The organism is uncultured Fibrobacter sp. (assembly GCF_900316465.1).
GTDB lineage: Bacteria > Fibrobacterota > Fibrobacteria > Fibrobacterales > Fibrobacteraceae > Fibrobacter.
Map to the genome: position 1 here is coordinate 18,535 of NZ_ONDD01000018.1, position 17,902 is coordinate 36,436.

General features: G+C 52.0%; 14 protein-coding genes. 4 read left to right on the forward strand and 10 right to left on the reverse strand.

Annotated features, from left to right (window positions below; genetic code table 11):
• Window positions 1-105 precede the first annotated feature (105 nt).
• Complete coding sequence (locus tag QZN53_RS08360) at window positions 106-1,479, reverse strand: tetratricopeptide repeat protein (RefSeq protein ID WP_163438561.1); 1,374 nt, start codon at window positions 1,477-1,479, stop codon at window positions 106-108.
• 68 nt (window positions 1,480-1,547) lie between these two features.
• On the opposite strand from QZN53_RS08360, the gene QZN53_RS08365 reads away from it, so the two are divergent.
• Window positions 1,548-1,763, forward strand: coding sequence for a hypothetical protein (locus QZN53_RS08365; RefSeq protein ID WP_163438562.1), 216 nt, complete (start codon window positions 1,548-1,550; stop codon window positions 1,761-1,763).
• A gap of 72 nt (window positions 1,764-1,835) precedes the next feature.
• Here the strand turns inward: QZN53_RS08365 and QZN53_RS08370 are convergent, their stop codons facing one another.
• From QZN53_RS08370 to QZN53_RS08380, 3 genes are all read right to left on the reverse strand, one after another.
• Entirely contained in the window at window positions 1,836-4,616 is a 2,781-nt protein-coding gene (locus tag QZN53_RS08370; protein ID WP_294652485.1) for a hypothetical protein, read from the reverse strand.
• Window positions 4,617-4,723: 107 nt separating this feature from the next.
• On the reverse strand, window positions 4,724-4,846 hold the full coding sequence (locus QZN53_RS08375) for a hypothetical protein (RefSeq protein WP_255369325.1): 123 nt from the start codon (window positions 4,844-4,846) through the stop codon (window positions 4,724-4,726).
• A 67-nt stretch (window positions 4,847-4,913) separates the two neighbouring features.
• A complete protein-coding gene (locus QZN53_RS08380; RefSeq protein ID WP_294652490.1) occupies window positions 4,914-5,861 on the reverse strand; it encodes a metalloregulator ArsR/SmtB family transcription factor in 948 nt (315 codons plus the stop codon).
• A 55-nt stretch (window positions 5,862-5,916) separates the two neighbouring features.
• Between QZN53_RS08380 and QZN53_RS08385 the strand changes: the two genes are divergently transcribed.
• Window positions 5,917-6,723 carry a phosphatase PAP2 family protein gene (locus QZN53_RS08385; protein WP_163438563.1) on the forward strand — a complete coding sequence of 269 codons (807 nt, stop codon included), beginning with the start codon at window positions 5,917-5,919 and terminating at the stop codon, window positions 6,721-6,723.
• A gap of 83 nt (window positions 6,724-6,806) precedes the next feature.
• A complete protein-coding gene (locus QZN53_RS08390) occupies window positions 6,807-7,505 on the forward strand; it encodes an FISUMP domain-containing protein (RefSeq protein ID WP_163438564.1) in 699 nt (232 codons plus the stop codon).
• Window positions 7,506-7,571: 66 nt separating this feature from the next.
• Here QZN53_RS08390 and QZN53_RS08395 read toward each other — a convergent pair whose 3' ends face one another.
• Window positions 7,572-8,525: a hypothetical protein gene (locus QZN53_RS08395; protein ID WP_163438565.1), complete on the reverse strand. Its 954-nt coding sequence runs from the start codon at window positions 8,523-8,525 to the stop codon at window positions 7,572-7,574.
• A gap of 20 nt (window positions 8,526-8,545) precedes the next feature.
• A complete protein-coding gene (locus tag QZN53_RS08400) occupies window positions 8,546-9,346 on the reverse strand; it encodes an HAD hydrolase-like protein (RefSeq protein ID WP_163438566.1) in 801 nt (266 codons plus the stop codon).
• Between QZN53_RS08400 and QZN53_RS08405 the strand changes: the two genes are divergently transcribed.
• Window positions 9,345-10,112, forward strand: a complete 768-nt coding sequence (locus QZN53_RS08405; RefSeq protein ID WP_294652497.1) for a 16S rRNA (uracil(1498)-N(3))-methyltransferase — start codon at window positions 9,345-9,347, stop codon at window positions 10,110-10,112. The genes QZN53_RS08400 and QZN53_RS08405 overlap by 2 nt on opposite strands.
• A 30-nt stretch (window positions 10,113-10,142) precedes the next feature.
• Here the strand turns inward: QZN53_RS08405 and QZN53_RS08410 are convergent, their stop codons facing one another.
• The 4 genes from QZN53_RS08410 to ftsZ all read right to left on the reverse strand — a co-directional run bounded on the left by QZN53_RS08410 (window position 10,143) and on the right by ftsZ (window position 17,896).
• The gene (locus tag QZN53_RS08410) at window positions 10,143-12,926 is read right to left on the reverse strand and encodes an InlB B-repeat-containing protein (RefSeq protein WP_163438567.1); all 2,784 of its coding nucleotides are present in this window, start codon (window positions 12,924-12,926) and stop codon (window positions 10,143-10,145) included.
• Window positions 12,927-13,022: 96 nt separating this feature from the next.
• A complete protein-coding gene (gene purT / locus QZN53_RS08415) occupies window positions 13,023-14,207 on the reverse strand; it encodes a formate-dependent phosphoribosylglycinamide formyltransferase (RefSeq protein ID WP_163438568.1) in 1,185 nt (394 codons plus the stop codon).
• A 56-nt stretch (window positions 14,208-14,263) separates the two neighbouring features.
• Window positions 14,264-15,817, reverse strand: coding sequence for a hypothetical protein (locus QZN53_RS08420; protein WP_294652501.1), 1,554 nt, complete (start codon window positions 15,815-15,817; stop codon window positions 14,264-14,266).
• A gap of 438 nt (window positions 15,818-16,255) precedes the next feature.
• A complete protein-coding gene (gene ftsZ, locus QZN53_RS08425) occupies window positions 16,256-17,896 on the reverse strand; it encodes a cell division protein FtsZ (RefSeq protein WP_163438569.1) in 1,641 nt (546 codons plus the stop codon).
• Between the last annotated feature and the right edge of the window lie 6 nt (window positions 17,897-17,902).

Below are 17,902 nucleotides of genomic sequence, written 5' to 3' on the forward strand. Positions count from 1 at the left end.
TTTGTGAATCCGTAAAAGGAGATCCCCACCCTGGTGGCCATGCGCACTAAAGAGCAAAGCTCTAAGTGCTGTCCGCCGGGTCTAACGCCCGGGAAGACAATCAAACTATCTAGTTCTGCGCGGCAACTCAGAAGCATGCTTTTCGAGCCACACGGCATCTTCGAGTGCTCGTTCGGCTTCGGCAGCCCAGTCAGAATCCGGGAACTGCTGCACCACTTCGCGGTAACGCACCACGGCGCTATGGAAATCGCGGAGTTCGCGGTAAGCATTGCCCAACTGCAGCATGGTAAAGTAGCGTTCTTCGGGCTGCTGTTCGGTTTCGAGCAAAGCCTTGTACATTTTGACAGCCGATTCAATGCTACCGGCACTGTAGAGCAAGTTTGCATTGGCAAGCGTCGGTGCACCAGACGGTGCATCGGCAATGTCGGCCACCTTCGGTTCTGCAACCGGAGCTTCTTCCACAGCCTTTGCCGGAGCAGATTCGATCGGTTTCGATTCAGCCTTCGTTTCGACCTTTGCAACTGTTTCGGTTGCCGGAGCAGCGGCAGGCAGGTTCTTCGAATCCTTTTCGGCCTTGATTTCAGCAATGCGGGCTTCGGCAGCAGCACGGTACTTGGCACTCGGTGCAGCCTTCTTCATATAGGCGGCCAAGAACTTGAGTTCCTGATCTTGCTTCTTGTTGTTCTTTGCAATCAAGGCGAGGAAGTAGTTGGCATCGTTACCTTCTTCCTTGTATTCAAGACCCTTCTTCAGGTTGAATTCGGCCTTATCCATTTCGCCGAGTTGGTAACGGGTCAGACCCGCGTAGAAATACGCACCAGCGTGTCCAGGTTGCTTGCGCAAGACTTCGCGCCACATGGGAGCAGCTTCTTTGTACTTGCCTTCAGCATAGAGTGCCTTGCCCTTTTCAAACGGATCGTTCGAAGCCGCATCAACCTTAGCAGGTTCTGCCTTCACAGGTTCCACAGGCTTCGGAGCTTCAGCAGCCTTTACAGGTTCCGGCTTTGCCACTTCGACCGGTTTCGGTTCCGGCTTGGGTTCGGCAACCTTGGCAGGTTCAGCCTTGGCCGGTTCTGGAGCAGGTTCTGCAACAGTTGCTGCTTCAATCGGTTCTTCTACAACAGGATTATTCTTCGGATCCTTGGCGCGTTCGGCATCGGCCTTCGCCTTTTGACCGAGAACTTCATAAACCTTGGCGGCACCTTCGTAAGCGGCGCTCATCGTCGGTTCAAACTTATAAGCAAGGCGGTAGTTGGCAAGCGCCCCGCTGTAATCCTTCATTTTCATGCGAACTTGCGCAGCGGCGAAGTAGGCTGCAGCATCTCTCGGATTTTCGGCCAGAACAGCGCGGTATTCACCGAGCGCCATTTCAAAATCGCCTTTCGCCTCGAAACGGGCACCTTGTTCCATTCGCGGGTCAGCACTGAACGATAGACCCACCAAACATGCCAATGCAATCGCAGAAATACGGATATTCATGCGTTCAATTTAGCAAATTTTACAGCAAAAACATTCCCTTTGGTCCAAAGAAATACTACATTCAGGGCATGAGTAAACTGATCGCACGCATCTTAGTCGGAATCTTCATGGCCGCTATCCTGATGGCCATCAATGAATTTCTCGTTCCCGAAAGCCTCTACATGAACGACGCCTTCAACCACTTTATGAGCGTCTGCTATTTCGCCTGCATCATCGTCCCGTGCGTCATCTACTTTATCAAGACGCCGCCCGGAACTAACAACAAAGGCGAACGCATCGGCTAATCACAAGGCATAGCAAAAAGGACTGTTTCACAACAGTCCTTTTAAAATTTATTTCAACGTTCAATTCCTGATTTACTTCTTGCGGCAGCGTACGGCGGCGGCGGCGCCGAGGGCAATCAGCAGCACGGCGGCGAACAAGCTCACCCAAACGGTCTTGTGGAACGGAGCGCTGCGGTATTCCATGCGGACTTCGGAATTGCCCGCCGGAATCTGCACGGCGCGCAAGGTTCCAAAGGCCTTGTAGACCTTGGCTTCCTTGCCGTTCACGTAAGCCTTCCAGTATGGGTGATAGTTGCCGGCGACGACCATGAAGCCTTCGCGGTCCGCATTCACACTAAACACCTGCGTATCCATCTTGGGGCTTGCGACAAGCTTTGCATAACCCTGAATCGGGCCCTTGGCTGCCACGCTGCCCTTGCCGTCAAATTCCGGAGTTTCAGACAAAATAACTTTTTCGCGGTAGAAGAACTTGCCGGGTTCATCACCAAATTCAGGAGCAGCGGGTGCGGCAGGCTTTGCAGCCACGGCGGTTGCGGAATCAGCGGTAGCGCTATCGGCGGTCGCGACGGCGGAGTCTGCAACGGATTCTGCCACCGGTTCGGCAACCTTCTGTTCACGAATGGCAGCCTGCGTCTGGAGCGTCTTGATGGCAGCAGAATCATCCATCACGACAGCTTCGCCGTAAAGGTAAGCTTCGCCCATCGCCGTCGGAATTGGCATATAGGTCGTACCCTGACGGCTATCGAAGACGATTGCACCCACATTCATCAAGTCGAGGAACGGGTGCACCGCCGTCGGGTCATTGATATTCATCAAGTAGTTGGCATCATTCTGGCCGCCACGGAAAGAGCGGTAACTAGCGAGTTCGTTATCGTGAATGCCGTCGGCATTGCGCATGTGGTACTGCGAGAAGATGTTTCCGCTCAAAGCCTTGTTGCGGGAAAGCGAAAGCACGCGCGGCGTATTCAGAGAATCAGCCTTATAGGGAGCCTTGATGGCGGCAACCACAGCGTTATTCGGCTGCAAATATTCACCCGCCGGTACATTCTGAATAAATGCGCCATCAATAAAGAAGAGTTCAATGCCAGCAGCAAGCGCAAGCACGCCCGCCTTCTGAGCCACCGGAGCCTTCCACTTGGCCACAAAAAGCGTCACCGCGACAATCACCAGCACCAGCACGAAGCCAGGAACAGCCTTGCCGGCAGTTGCACTCATCACGATTTCGTTCAACGGCTTAAAGTAAGGAGCCGTAATCGGGTCTTCCAAGAGCTTCTGACCGCTCATGAGCATCACGCCGAGGTAGGCAAAGCCGATAAAGATACAAGCCTGCAGTGCACGCGGAGTTCCCGGAAGTCCCTTCTGGAAAGCTTCCGTCAAGTTTGCAATGGTCAGTTTTTTCTTCTGGTCATCGAGGCTCATCACGCCAAGACAGAGGGCGGCATAAAGAATCATCACAACCAAGCCGACTGGGCCGATAAAGGTCGTCCAAGCAAAACGGGCAATCAAGGCAAGCACCAAGAGCACGCCATACATAGCAGAGCCATGCAACAGAGCGCGACGGTTATCTTCGGCTTCAGCAGCTTCTTCGGGAGTCTTGCCCTCGGCCGAGAGAGCCTTCAAAACCGGGCCCGCCATCATCACCAGCAAGAGCGGCAACCAGAACAGCGCCATGCCCGGAGCACGGAAGTTCTTGACACCGGGGAGCACATTGTACCACAGCTTAAACAACGGAGAATGGTCGCCCATGCCGTAGCTCAAGGCAACGACAGCGCCCAGGCCCCAGAAAGCCGCATAGCGACGCTTACCCGGCAAGAACAGGCAAAGAAATCCGAGGAAGGTCAGCAAGGCACCCGCATTGTTGTGGTCCAGCTTGAACGCATTGTGGCCCCAATAGAACGGCGAACCGCCCTGCAACTTGCGGTATTCGTCCATCGAGAAACTCACGAAAGAGGAACCTTCGAGGTCACCCGTCTTTTCGTTCTGTTCGTAAACGTCTACACCCACAAAGCCCGGCAATAGAATCTGCGCCATTTCTTCTTGGTGCAAGGACCAGCTGACCGCGTGGCCGTAATTGGTGTGGCTATCGTCACCGCGCACCGACTGCGTGGTGGTGTACATGTAAGGCGGTACAATCTGGAAGCAAGAAAGCGCAAGGCCAAAACCGAGGCCCACTGCAGCAAGGCCCAGGCGCTTGCCGCGAGTCTTTAGTGCATCGCAATGGAAGGCGACTTCGTAAAGCGTATAAAGGCCAGCTCCCCACAGGAACAAGTAAGTGAGCTGCAGGTGCGAGCCGAGAATCATCCATGCAACCGAGAGCGCAAGCACGATCATGTAAGGAACACTACCCGAGCGCACAATCTTGCGGATGGCGAGCAACGAAAGCGGCGCAATCGCAAAGACCATCATCTTGCCGTCGTGGCCGCCGTAGAGGTAGGTGAAAAATTCCGGCGAGAAGGCGTAAAGCATGCCGAGCAGGCCCGCCCACCAACGGTTCCCCGTCAAGTTCCAAGCGAGAGCCATGGCACTCATGAAGGCCACCCACAGCGTGAGGATAAACTTGAAGCCCACGGCGCGGGCCGGATCCATCAGGAACTGCACCCATACCAACGGATGGTAGGCATCGGCGAACAAGGCATCGATCGTGGGCACGCCGCCCAGGCGGGAATCGTCCCATTCCGTGAGCACGGCACTTTCGGCTCGCAGAATGCGGCTACCGATACCGTTCAGCTGGTCGCTGTTGAGCATGAGCTGGTTCGGGTCGAACGCAAAGTCGCGGAACACGATCAGCAAAATTCCAAGGAAAATGGCGGAAACCGCCACAAAAAATGCGGGCTTCTTGTTTAGGAAATTCATGCAGTTAATTTAGTTAAAGTAGACGGTAGGAAGTAGACAGTTGTCTGTACAAACAACAAAAGCGGCTATATTGCATAGCCGATTCATTTACAAAAATAAACGTAAAATTAATCTTCCGACTTGTTTTCGAGTTTGTCGTCGGCAGAAGAATACTTAATAAGGCAATACACACCAAATGCCGAAATAATGCAAGCGGCGGCAATGGCGACATACTTGATGATCTTTCCCATGATATTCTCCTATAAAAAGCTCTACCTATAAGATATACAATTTTTACTCAATACGCAATAGCAAAAACTATTTCTTTTTCAGAATCATGCAGATGACGGGCAGCTTCTTGTCGACTTCGTTTTCGCTCGGGATGATTTCGCTGGAAATGACTTCGCAGTTGAATTCCTTGACAAAGAATTCGAGCTGACTGCGGTCAAAGCCAAGCCAAATGTGACCATGCGTGGTGCGGAAGGATTCTTCCTTGTGCTGCGCCAAGTCAAGCAGGGCAAGCGTACCGCCGCGCTTGAGGATACGAACCGCCTCCTTGAGGGCAAGGCGCGGATCCTTGGCGTGGTGAAGCACCTGGCTCATGAGCACGAGGTCGGCAAAGTTGTCGGGCAGGCCCGTGCTGACCATGTCAGCCACCTTGGGCGTCACGTTCTGGATGTTCTTCTGCTTTAAAATCTTCTGGAGACCGCTGATGATTTTCGGGTCACAGTCAAGGGCCGTCACTCGCTTGCAGCAGTTGCAGAGCATGAGCGTGAGGTCGCCGCCTTCGCCACAGCCCACGTCAACCGCGTTTTCGAACGGGTACATGAGGCGGCCGAACAGGCTAATTTGCGCCTTGAGGCTACCACCCGCCTGGTCGAGCTTGTGGATTTGGCCCTTGGTCTTGTCGGTGCGGTCTTCGAGCACCTGGGCGGCACGGCACTTGAGAATGTCCTTGTCCGGCAGTTCTTCGTAGGCGTCGCGAATCATCGAAAGCATGCGGGTGCTCAGGTACAGTTCTTCGCTCAAGCGGTAGTAGGCCTTGATGCCGTCGCGGCGGTCCTTGAGCAAATTGCAGGCAGAAAGCTTTGCCAAGTGGCGGCTCGCGTTACTCTGGTGGATATCCAGAATATCCTTGATTTCGTTGACGGTGAATTCCGCCTGGTCCAGAAGCAACAAGATTTTGAGGCGCATTTCGTCGGAAATGGCTCCGAAAAGGTCCATGCTGGGTACAATCGGTTCGCGAGTATTTAAAGAATCTGCCACAAAAGCTCCATTCGTTTACTATAAAGCAATATAATTTTTTTAGCTTAGGGGCTGTATGCGAATTTTCAAAAGGTCACTGATTGTAGGCATTCTGTTCTTGATGGGTTTTGCCCAAGCTTCCGAAGCGGAACGCCCTACCTACAAGTTAAGCCTTGAAAACGACATCCCGGTCACATTGGCCGCGGGCGGCATGTTCGGAATAGGCATGTTCCTTTATTCCCGCATGGACACCCCCACCGCCTTAAGAGACAAAGACGACTTTTTGCCCTGGGACAAGCCCCTAGTTGGCCGCTACAGCGAAAACGCCGACAAGGCAAGCGACATCGGGTCCGTTTTCGCCATAGCTCCGCTTGTGGTCGGCGGCATCGCCTGGCACGACGGAAGTTCCACCGGCAGCGAATTCGCCACATTCACCTTGATGTTTTTGCAGGCCATTGGCATCGGAAACGGAATCAACCTGACCATGCGCTCGCTCGAAATCTGGCCACGCCCCTACATGTATGCAGAATCGGGCGAAGGGCGCGAAAAAGCCGAAAACGCCAAATCGGAGGCCTACGGGTCGTTCTTTTCGGGGCATGCGACCGCCGCATTTACCGTCGCCACCTTTACCGACCAATGGTTCAGGACCGCTTATCCGAACTCCCCATACAAAGGAATCATGAGGGCCAGTGCCTACTCGCTTGCTACCCTCGAAAGCGTGCTTCGCATCGCCGCGGGTAAACATTACTTTACAGACGTGCTGGTTGGAGCGCTTGTCGGTACAGGCGTTAGTATCGGAATCCTGGAGATGCACAAAAAACGAGACGAAAAGTACTCATTTTGGGTAGGGCCGAATGTTGCCGGAGTCACACTCCGATTTTGAAATAAATTTGTAAGAATCTTTTTCAAAAACTCCTGTATATATTCAAAAGTGTAGGCGAAATAAAATGCCTCAGGAGTGTGGAAATGTTCGGTATCAAGTTCAATCGTCTGGTCGCTGCAACTGCAGTTCTCGCCCTTTGCTGTGGAGCAAGCTTTGCCGCCGGTCCTAAGAAGATGGGCATGCACAAGATGACGAAGGTTTCCGCCAAGAAGACGAACCTGGTTCACAAAGGCAAGACTGCCAAGCTCGAACAACCCGAACAGAACTTGAGCGAAGAAGAACTCTTTGCACTTGCTCTCGAAAGCAAGAACATTTCCAAGGACGGCAACACGCTCACCGACACCCGCGACGGCAAGACCTACAAAGTTGAAATTCGTGGCGACAAGGCATGGATGAAGAACAATCTCTCCTACAGCCTTTCTACCCCCAAGCAGTGCCTGCTCGAAGACGAAGGCAACTGCAAGAAATTCGGACGTTTCTACAGCCACAAGGAAGCCTCCAAGGCATGCCCCAACGGCTGGCACCTCCCCAACGACGGCGAATGGCGCGACTACCAGAAAGATCAGTCCAAGCTGGACTGGAACAACCTGGGCAAGGGCGGCTGCAAGGACTGGGACGGTTACTGCGAAGGCGATAACACCGGTCACTACTGGTCCGCTTCCAAGGTGAAAAAGAACACCGCCCGTTCCTGGGAATTCCGCAGCATGGCCCACAGCATCAACCGCACCGACGAAAGCCTCTCTAAAGGCCTCTACGTGCGCTGCGTGGCCGACCTCCGATAAGAATTTACCCGTATATTAGTAAGGCTCCCGCAAGGGAGCCTTTCTGTTTTTAGAAGCTTTCTGTTTTTATTTCATGCCGTTGACCATCAGTTTCACGATGCCGCGTGCGAATTCGCCCGGCTGGATTGACTTGGTGGTCGGAATTCCCTTTTCTTTCTTGAGATCGAGAATCAGGTAATCGAGGCAATATTCATCGTCATTGCCGCTGTAGGTGACATCAAAGAAGAAATCGTTGAAGTCGAACTTTTGCTTGCTCTTGCTATCCTTATAATCGGCATAGGCGGCTTCGCAATCCTTTTGTTCGAAAGCGTAACGCAGATGGAAGTCCACATTGCATGAACGCTTGTCGTAAGAAACAATGATTCTGCCCTGGGATTCCTTGAAGTCCTGAACGCGAATCTTTACGAGACCGTCATACAGAGAAAGTTCATCGCAGTCGATGGCGCGAATGTCGGCCAGCATCTGCTTGTCGTCCACCGGACCTTCTTTAGTCTGGAAACGTGCGTAGAATTCCCTGAGCTTGGCATCGATATTTTCGATGGCATCGACTTCTTTGTTGAATACGGAATAGTAATCCTTCATGAAGCAGTTGCCGTCGTAACGAATCACGCGATTCATCACGTTCTTCTTGGTCAAGCGGTAACCGCCCTGAATTTTCTTGGAGGTATTTTCTTCGTCACCCCAGAAAGCCACCGGGAAAGAGCCGTCACTGAGGTTGTACTTGCCCACGACATCTTTACCCTTCATGATGGTAATAATGCCCTTGTTTTCGTAGGCCTTGTATGTAAGGGTATCCCACATGTCGGCTTCGGCAGGTCCGACCAAGTTACCGAGCGTACCTTCCTTACAGACCGGTTCAATACGCTTGAAGGTGGAATCCTTCTTGTTGTAGTCGTACTTTGCCTTATCGAGAACCATCTCGAAGGACTTTTCCATGCTGAAAATTCCGGAAGAGGAATCGTCACCGCAAGCCATCAAGGCAATCGCCGGGACCAACGCCAAAACAACTTTCTTAATCATATTTTCTCCGTTTTTTAAAATCAGATTTCACCCTTGAAGAATGAATCAAAATCGATATCGCTCACCATGTCGACCACAAACTCGGGTTTTTCGGTCAGTTTGTCCAAATCTTGCTGTTTGGTTTCGCCACAGAGCGGGAGCACAAAGCGACAGCCGCTGCGCTTGGCCAGTTCAAAGTCCGTATACAGGCGGTCGCCCACGAATAGGATCTCTTCGGGCTTGTACTTTTTGAGAAGGCCCGAAAGCATGGCAGGATTCGGCTTGCCAAAGCTGCGTTCCGGTTCTACGCCGTAAGCGGTCTTAAGGAGCGCCATGAAGCTTCCGATATCAGGCACGGGGCCGTTTGCATCGGGGCAGACAAAGTCGGTATGTGTGACCCAGAACGGAATCTTGCGCTGCACGCGGAACGACAGTTCGCAAAGTTCGCGGTAGTCGAAGCTGTTATGGTAAGCAATCAGCACGAGTTCCGTGTCGGCAACGTCCGGACGCAGGTTGAGTGTCGGATCTTGGGCGGCAAACCATTCCGTGACTTCGGGGTTTGCAAAGAAGAACACGTTCTTGATGCCTTCTTCGTGAATGGCATCGAGCGAAAGGTACAAAGCCGAGATAATGGCATCGTCAGCAAGCGGAAGGCCCATGACCTTGAGGCGGTTTTCGTAGAAGACCGGCGACTTGCTGGTATTGTTGCTCAAATAGTAGACAGGCACTTGCTTGGCGACGCGGCAAACCGTCTTGACCGCCTTCGGGTAGGGGCGGCCACTCAGGTACAAGGTTCCGTCGAGGTCAAATACGACAGCTTTTATAGGGGTGCGCTTCGGCATGTTCCTCAAAATAGCAAAAGATTCTATCTTTGGTTACATGAAGACACCCGATAGTCGCTTTTATTGCCCGCTGATTTCGGTCGGCACCATTACCCTTGACGAGAACGAGAGTACGCACGCAGTGCGCGTGTGCAGGGCGTGCGCAGGCGATGTTTTGCAGCTGTCCGATGGCGTGGGGCACTTCGCTGACGCAGTCATCGATGTGGCCGACGCAAAGGCCTGTGTAGTTCGGGTGGACAAAGTGATCGAGGCGGAACGCCCGCGGCCCAAGGTGTCGCTCGGGATAGCCTGTCTTAAGGACGACGCCTTGGAAGAAGTCGTATTCCATGCGGCGCAAACCGAAATCGACAAAATCATCTTCTTGCGCACGGACTTTTCGCAGGAGCCCAAGAACTCCGACTTAAAAAAGACCGTGCGCCGCGCCGAGCTCAAGAGCCTCGTGAGCCTGAAGCAATCCAAGAAAGCCTGGATGACCGCAATCGAAGGCCCCGTCGAATTCGACAAGTGGCTTGAAAGCTACAAGGGCGACTTAATTCTCTGCGACATCGATGGAGAACGCCAACTGAACTTGAGTGGCGACGGCTCGGGCGCAAATGAGAATGATGCGCCCATCACCCTGCTCGTCGGCCCCGAAGGCGGATTCTCGCCGCGCGAGATAGAAGCGATAAAGACCTTCCAGAACGGGAAGGTCCACTTACTGAATTTGGGCAATACGCGCTTGCGTGCACGCACTGCCGCGATTATTGCGCTAGGAAAAATCCTCTAAAGATTCCGGGTCAAAGCCCGGAATGACAAATCAACGAACTGTAACCACTTTCACTTGACCCGCGACCCGGACCAAGTAGCGACCGGAACGCACGACATTCAGGCTCACGCTTGAGCCACTTGCGTAACCGCGCTGCAAGAGCCTTCCCTGCATATCCAGGAGGGCGTAGGCCTCGCCCGCTTGCATTCCCGAGATTTCAACCATGCGGCCAACGCTGCGAACGTTCACAAGGGACACCGCGCGAGAAACGACCGGCGAAGTCTTGCCGGATTCGCTGGAAGAACTGGATTCCACCACCGAGGAACTACTCGAACTGGGTTCAGACGGAGTCACGATAAATTGTTCTGCATAGGCTTCCACAACATCCTTTTTGAAATTCGGATACGGATCGCCTGCAGCTTGGGTCCATCCTTCGCCGTTAACGTCACCTTTAGCGTAATCATGCAATTTTTTAGCAAGAGACAAGTCTGCAAACGCATCTGCCGTTGCTGCCGAGCCGCCATTCTTTGAAGGCACAGATTCAAAGAAGAACACATTATCTGCCGTCAACTTATAATTTTTGTTAGTCTCTGCAACAAGCGCGTCCGAATAGGAATCCGGCAAAAGAGTTCCTTTATTGAACACATTCGTCAAAACGATGGGATTAGACGATTGGGATACAATTCCACCCACAGATCGAGTCTTTGCAGTCACATCTCCAGCGTTATAGGCGTTCTGAATGGTTGTCGATGTATATTGGTTCGCGATTAATCCACCAGCAACTGCGCCCCTTGACGCATTGACTAGTCCGTCATTATAAACATACGCCATGAACGTACGAGAATCATCACCACCCGTCACTTCGCCCACCAAGCCGCCAACAGTCGAACCTCCTTGAACAAGACCCGAATGATACGCGTTCACAATGAATGCCTTGGCATCTTCAATACTGCCAACAAGGCCTCCCACATAACTACCCCCACCAACGTGACCCTTATGATAAGCATTTACAAGATACAAAAGCGATTGCTTTTCAGAGTCTGCATTGAAGGCTCCAATCAGCCCACCAATATCAGTGTTCCAAGAATTAATGACGCATTCGCTATAGACATTGTACACATACAAATTAGTCCCACTAGCAGATTGTCCTACAAGACTTCCTGACTTTCTTCTTCCTTCAAAATAGGAATCCTTTATTCCCAAATTCTTAATAACCACCTCATCCGAGACATCGTTTTCTTCACCAACGGAAGCGAAAAGTCCCGCATTTGGATTACCATCATTCCCCACAAAAATCAAACCCGAAATAGAGTGCCCTTGGCCATCGAATGTTCCCTTAAACTTTTGAATGGGAGTCCAAGCACAGAACTTCGAGGAATCTGCAGTATTGAGCGAATCACCGACAACCACCTTCTTGTTATCCACAAGGTCTGCCGTTAATTTGACACATGTATTTTTAGAATATTGCTGTCGATTATACAGATTGGCAAAATAATACAGTTCGTCAATCAACGCGATTTCATAACAATTGTTGACGAATTTGGGAATATGCCACCACTTAGCGTAAAACGTTTTATCACCAGTAGCGTCTTTTGGAATCGTCGTCGTTGACTTACCGTAAAAATTTTCATTATCATACCACCCCGCAAATTCATAATCTTTACGTTCGGGTAAGGGAAGCGAGCTTTCAATTCCTTCAATATACTGTTTACTATACGTCACCGTATCAGCGTCATAGGTAATCAAGTGCAAAGCGGACAACTTGAGAGATGGGCCACCATCGATTTTCCCCGATAGAGTCGGATATTCATCTGTGCCAACATTTTGTCCCCACACGCTTCCATCCACATTTCCACTTTTAAAAAGATGCAGGACACGAGCAATGGTTCCGTCTTCAACCTGTTCGTCGTAAAATTCATGAACGCCTTCGGGGGGTGTTTCACTAAAAAACACCATATGCATACGGAAAACATTACTGTACTTAACGTAAGAATTTTCCGTTTTACCTACAAGGTTATAAACGCCATTCCATTGATCGCTAGGTGTATATCTAGAGAGCGCATAGCTGTTTTCGACATATACATTTGCATTTGTTGCAGTACCAACGAGAGCCGCTTCCGCTGCATCAGAGAAGTTGTTTTGGCAGTACGAATTAAAAATCCTTACCGTACCAGTAGTTCCCGCAACCAAGCCCGCATTGGTTCCTGCACCATAGAAATGCCCCTCAACATGAGACTCTTTAATAGTCAGCCATCCACCTTGGTGCAAACCGACCAAGCCGCCTCTGTACCCTCTGACATCCTCTTCTAATCTAAGTACTCCAATGGAGATTTCTACATCACAATTTTCAACAACAACTTCATTGCTCAGCGAATCTATTTTGCCAATTAAACCGCCACCATTATCTATATCAAAAAAGTTCACCCCTTTTAAAGTCAAATTCTTGATACGCACTGGCGACAGAGAATTTCTACTGGAAACAACACCAAAGAGGCCCGCATTTGGCAAAGCAGGTACTTCGTTCGTTGTCGAATTACCAAGGGCAAGTCCCTCAATAGTATGACCTTGGCCATCAAAAGACCCGCTAAAAAATGAAATGGGTTCCCATTTGACGGTACCGTCTTCTTGGCCAGGTTTATTCACTATAATGTTGGCAGTGAGCTTACCACATTCGTCATGCGTCGCAGAGGTATTCACAATATCGGCAAAGCCGAAAAGTTCTTCGACAGTAGAAATGGCGTAGCAGCCGTCGGCATCTTTCGACGGCGTTTCTGGCGTAATAGCCGCTCCTGCAAATGCAGCTGCGGCAAGAGCTAAAACCCAAAATCTTTTCATGTTCTCCTCCTTAAAAATTCACCCCACTCTTGGCCAAGAATTTTCTTCTCAGGCAGGAACAGGAAATCGCGCATCAAGTAAATGCGCGATGACAAACTACAAAGTCACTTTGACTTTTTCGCGCATGGCCATGACCTGGGCCTTGGCTTCTTCCACCGTATTGCGGCGAGCAAGCAGCACGCCCAAGCGACGGTGGCCCTTGAGTTCGGGCTTGCCGAACAGGCGAAGCGCGGTGTCAGGTTCTGCAAGCACTTCTTCGAGGCCGCCAAACTTCACGTGGTCGGAATTGCCGTCGACCACGATGGCCTTCGAGGCACTCGGGCCGTGGAAAGCAATGTTCGGAATAGGCAGGCCGAGAATGGCGCGGGCATGCAGCGCAAATTCAGAAAGATCCTGGCTGATGAGTGTCACCATGCCGGTATCGTGCGGGCGCGGAGAGACTTCGCTGAACAGGACTTCGTCCTTGCACACAAAGAGTTCTACGCCAAAGATGCCACGACCGCCGAGAGCGTCGGTGACCTTCTTTGCAATCACCTTGGCCTGTTCCAGCAGTTCCGGCTTCATCGACTGCGGCTGCCAAGATTCCTGGTAGTCGCCGCCCACCTGGTGGTGGCCGATCGGTTCCAGGAAGCTCGTGCCCGCCACATGGCGAACCGTGAGCAATGTAATTTCGTAATCGAACGGCACAAAGCCTTCCACGATCACGCGGCTAGCGTGGCCCGTGCGGCCTTCGTGCTGAGAAATGTCCCAAGACTTCTGGATGTCTGCTTCGGTCTTGATGACGCTCTGGCCGTGGCCCGAGGAACTCATGACCGGCTTGATCACGCACGGAATGCCGATTTCCTTGACGGCAGCCTTGAAGTCTTCAAAATTGTCGGCGAAACGGTACGGGCTCGTCTTGATGCCGAGTTCTTCGGCGGCCAGACGGCGAATTCCTTCGCGGTTCATGGTAAGCTTGGTGGCCTTGGCCGTCGGAATGACGTTGTAGCCTTCTTTTTCGAGTTCCACGAGCGTGTCGGTCGCAATGGCTTCGACTTCGGGAACAATGTAGTCCGGCTTTTCAAGTTCAATCACGCGGCGGAGTTCGGCACCGTCGAGCATGTTAATCACGTGACTGCGGTGAGCCACCTGCATGCCAGGAGCATTGGCATAACGGTCTACGGCAATGACTTCGACGCCGAGACGCATCATTTCGATGATAACTTCTTTACCCAGTTCGCCGGCCCCGCAAAAGAGGACCTTGGTTGCACTAGAACTTAGAGGTGTACCGATTTCTGCCATAAAATACTCCTTGGTTTACAGGAATAATATAGGTATTAGACGCGGGCCCGATTTAACTAGAACTTCGTATCGACCGGATTAAAGGTCATCTTGATGCCAGAACGGATCCAGCCATCCTTGCCATCTTCGTGCTTGTCGTGCGCCAAATTCTCATAGCTGCGGAATCCACCGCCGAGGTAGAAACCAAGCCAGCTGTTATACTGCATGGAATAGAGGGCATCGACCAGCGCCTGCGATTCCTTTACGCCAGACGGGGCCTTATCTTCTTGAATGGCGACATCGTAGTCAGTATAAAGTTCCTTGTCTCCCTGCTGCAACCAGGCGAGCGTCACTTTCAGGTTATGTCTCCCCCATTTCCAGCCGAGGTCGAGCCACATGTCCAAAGCGTCGGAACCGCGACGGTAACCGATCGGGTAATCCACAAAGTACATGTCGGCGTAATCGGGATCATCCTGTTCGCGGTAATTGCTGCGGTAAAGGCGACGGCTCGAATATTCCAGCAGCGGGAGGCGGCCATTGTTATGCAACGGGTCGGTGCGAACTACATCGAAGCGCCAGGAGAATGTTCCGTAACGGCGCGTCGGAATTTCTTGGTAGTAGCCCGCCATAAAGCTGATCATGCTGCGGTTCGTGCCCTTGTCGTCATCTTCGCCTACAGGGCTATTGATGTCTTCCATGTTGATTTGGCCATAGAACTTGGAAGTACGAATCGGAGTGAAGCCGAGTTCAAACGTGGTCACGGCCTTGGTGTAACCGCCCGCAAAATTGTTGTGCAGGAACATGAACGGATTCATGGAGCGGAATTCCAATTCCTTGCCGCCAACCATGCTTTCTTCAATCACATAAGTCCAAAAGTGCGACGTTTCGACACCGATGCGGTGGTACACGAGATTCTTCACGTTGTCATCGTAAATGCGGTCGCGCTGGTTGGCTGCCTGCTTGCTGTGTTCCGGGCACTTCTGTTCTGCCGCTTCGGAGCCCTTCGGGTAAACACAGCCCGTTTCGTCTGCAGCACCCGGGATATCGTCAAAGAGCCAAGCGTTCAGCGAGCTCACCAAGAAGTCATAACGGAAAATACCGGCCTTGAACTTCCAGTGCAAACCATCGTGGTAAGGGGTTCCACCCAAAGCGAGATCATTCGGGGAAACTTTGAGATCGGGGTCAAAGCGACCCAACTGCACATAGCCCACCGGGTTGTTCCACAAGGCATAGGCGTTAATAGGCACGCCAATATCCAGTTCGCTCGGCTTGTAAGTAAAGTTTGTCTTGAGGTCGCTATCGTACCAGGCTTCGATATCTTTGCGCAGTGGCGCTTCCATCAAGAAATGGAAGTTGCCATAGCCCGCACGAAAGCTAAGCGTAAAGAAAGGTTCAATATGTTCTTCGTAGCTGCGACCGTTTTCGAGAGGCACACGAAGCCCACGCCAATTGTTGCCATAATACTCGGCCGTATCGACAGCGAACGTCGGATCCGTCGGGCCACCGTTAAACCCGAAATTAAAATCCGTACCAATCTGGAAATAGCCCTTGTACGCCACAGAATCCGAAGATTCCGCAAAAGCAACGGACATCAAACAGCCTAAAGACAACAAAAGAGTACGAATTCGCATAGAATAAATGTATAAAAAATTCACTAGTCCTCAAACTACAGAAACCGACCGGGCCTAATTACGTGAGCGGTAAAGCCACAGGCGTTAAGCCGAGGCGACCGCGAGAGCGAGGCGAAGTCACATTTTCATGAACGCAACAGAGCCGAGCGGTATATATAGAGCGTTGCGGTATATATAGATTACGTGAGCCGGAACGACCAAACGTAAGTTGGTCGTGAAGGCGAGAGCGAGGCGATATCACATTTTCATGAATGCTTTAGAGCCGAGCGGACACAATAAGGATCACCCAGGCAGGGAGACCCAGGTGACCCTTTTGTGTTGTGGTGAGTGCGCACTCGCGCACTCGTTGTGTGTGTGTTTAATTCTTGGGGAATTCAGCAAAACCCACCGGGGCTTTCGCCACGGAACAGACCTTGCTGATTCTTTCAGCAAGACTCATTAGAAGTTGTTTGCGTTCATGTTCCTGTTACGCAGGTAAGCAGGCAGGCTGAAGTCGATTGCAGACGGAGCGGCAGCAACCGGTTCTTCAACAACTTCCTGACGCGTTGCAGCCGGGCGTTCCATAGTCACGGTAGCGCCATTGGCAGCATTGCGAGCGTAAGCAGGCATGTCGTACTGAGCTTCGTAAGACGGAGCTTCATAAGCCGGAACACCACCATTCATGCGGTCTTCTTCGGCAACGGCAGACATTTCAGAAGTTTCGGAGCCCTGGGGCACCACTTCTTCTTCGGCAGGAGTCGTTGCGTCAAAAGCCGGATCCTTGAAGAAGGCGCCTTCGATTGCACGCTGAACACCCGTTTCAGTCAGAGACGGAAGAGAAGAGGTCATAGCAGCCGGAGCCTGCTGGGCAGCCATGTACTGCGGGCGGGTAAACATTTCCGAGGATTCGGGCTTAACAGTCTGGAAATCAAACACGTTGAAACCGGTCGGACGCGGAGTAGCCTGCTGGATGCCAGCCGGAGCGGCAGGAGCCTGCTGAACCGGAGCGGACTGCTGAATGGTCTGCTGCGGAACCGTGAAGTTACCGAAGCCAAAACCAGCAGAGCTGACCTTGGGCTGGTTCACGGCAGTGCCACCGCAACCAGTTGCGATAATGGTAATGCAAACCTTGTCGCCGAGAGCCGGGTCAGTGATATCGCCGATGATGATGTTCGGGTTACCTTCTTCGCCGACCTTTTCGTAAATGTGATCCATAGCTTCGCTATGTTCGAGCAAGGAGTAGTTTTCACCGTGAGCAACGTTCACGAGCACGCCAGAAGCGCCTTCGATGTTGATGTCTTCGAGAAGCGGAGAGGCAAGAGCCATGTCAGCAGCCATGATACCGCGGTTTTCGCCCTGAGCGTAACCCGTACCCATGAGAGCAGAACCACCCTTGAGCATAACCTTGCGGATATCGGCAAAGTCAACGTGCACGAGGCCGTGACGGAACATAATGCCGCAAATGCTCTGGACTGCGTTACCGAGGATTTCGTCAGCCATCTTGAAAGCTTCATCCATAGTAGCCTTCTGGTTGGAGGCCTGGAGGAGCGTGAGGAGCTTCTTGTTTTCGACAACGATGATGGTGTCGACAGCAGCGCGGAGAGCGTTAATGCCTTCCTGTGCGATAGAGGAACGTGCGTTACCTTCGAAACGGAACGGCTTGGTCACCACGGCAACCGTGAGAATGCCAAGTTCGCGGGCAATGTTTGCCACCACCGGAGCAGCACCCGTACCCGTACCACCGCCCATACCGGCGGTCACGAACACCATGTCAGCGCCCTTCATGGCTTCCCTGATGTCGTCAAGGTTTTCTTCGGCTGCCTTACGGCCAATTTCGGGGTCCATACCAGCACCCAAGTTTCTGGTGGTCTTTTCGCCAATCAGAATCTTGTGGTCAGCAAGGCTCAAGTCCAAAGCCATTGCGTCGGTATTGATGGAATAGTATTCCACACCATCAATGTTCATACGCTTCATGCGGTTCACTGTGTTGCCGCCTGCGCCGCCGACGCCGAACACTTTGACCTTAGCGTTGTTGAAGGATGGTTCCTCGCCCATAACGCGAGACTTTACCTCGAAGTTGAAGTTATCGATTTCACTCATGTGTTT

Excerpts from the sequence above, each read along its gene's own strand:
- QZN53_RS08360 (WP_163438561.1), bottom strand. The coding sequence starts at position 1,479 with ATGAATATCCGTATTTCTGCGATTGCATTGGCATGTTTGGTGGGTCTA.
- QZN53_RS08365 (WP_163438562.1), top strand. The coding sequence starts at position 1,548 with ATGAGTAAACTGATCGCACGCATCTTAGTCGGAATCTTCATGGCCGCT.
- QZN53_RS08370 (WP_294652485.1), bottom strand. The coding sequence starts at position 4,616 with ATGAATTTCCTAAACAAGAAGCCCGCATTTTTTGTGGCGGTTTCCGCC.
- QZN53_RS08375 (WP_255369325.1), bottom strand. The coding sequence starts at position 4,846 with ATGGGAAAGATCATCAAGTATGTCGCCATTGCCGCCGCTTGCATTATT.
- QZN53_RS08385 (WP_163438563.1), top strand. The coding sequence starts at position 5,917 with ATGCGAATTTTCAAAAGGTCACTGATTGTAGGCATTCTGTTCTTGATG.
- QZN53_RS08390 (WP_163438564.1), top strand. The coding sequence starts at position 6,807 with ATGTTCGGTATCAAGTTCAATCGTCTGGTCGCTGCAACTGCAGTTCTC.
- QZN53_RS08395 (WP_163438565.1), bottom strand. The coding sequence starts at position 8,525 with ATGATTAAGAAAGTTGTTTTGGCGTTGGTCCCGGCGATTGCCTTGATG.
- QZN53_RS08405 (WP_294652497.1), top strand. The coding sequence starts at position 9,345 with ATGTTCCTCAAAATAGCAAAAGATTCTATCTTTGGTTACATGAAGACA.
- QZN53_RS08400 (WP_163438566.1), bottom strand. The coding sequence starts at position 9,346 with ATGCCGAAGCGCACCCCTATAAAAGCTGTCGTATTTGACCTCGACGGA.
- QZN53_RS08410 (WP_163438567.1), bottom strand. The coding sequence starts at position 12,926 with ATGAAAAGATTTTGGGTTTTAGCTCTTGCCGCAGCTGCATTTGCAGGA.
- purT (WP_163438568.1), bottom strand. The coding sequence starts at position 14,207 with ATGGCAGAAATCGGTACACCTCTAAGTTCTAGTGCAACCAAGGTCCTC.
- QZN53_RS08420 (WP_294652501.1), bottom strand. The coding sequence starts at position 15,817 with ATGCGAATTCGTACTCTTTTGTTGTCTTTAGGCTGTTTGATGTCCGTT.
- ftsZ (WP_163438569.1), bottom strand. The coding sequence starts at position 17,896 with ATGAGTGAAATCGATAACTTCAACTTCGAGGTAAAGTCTCGCGTTATG.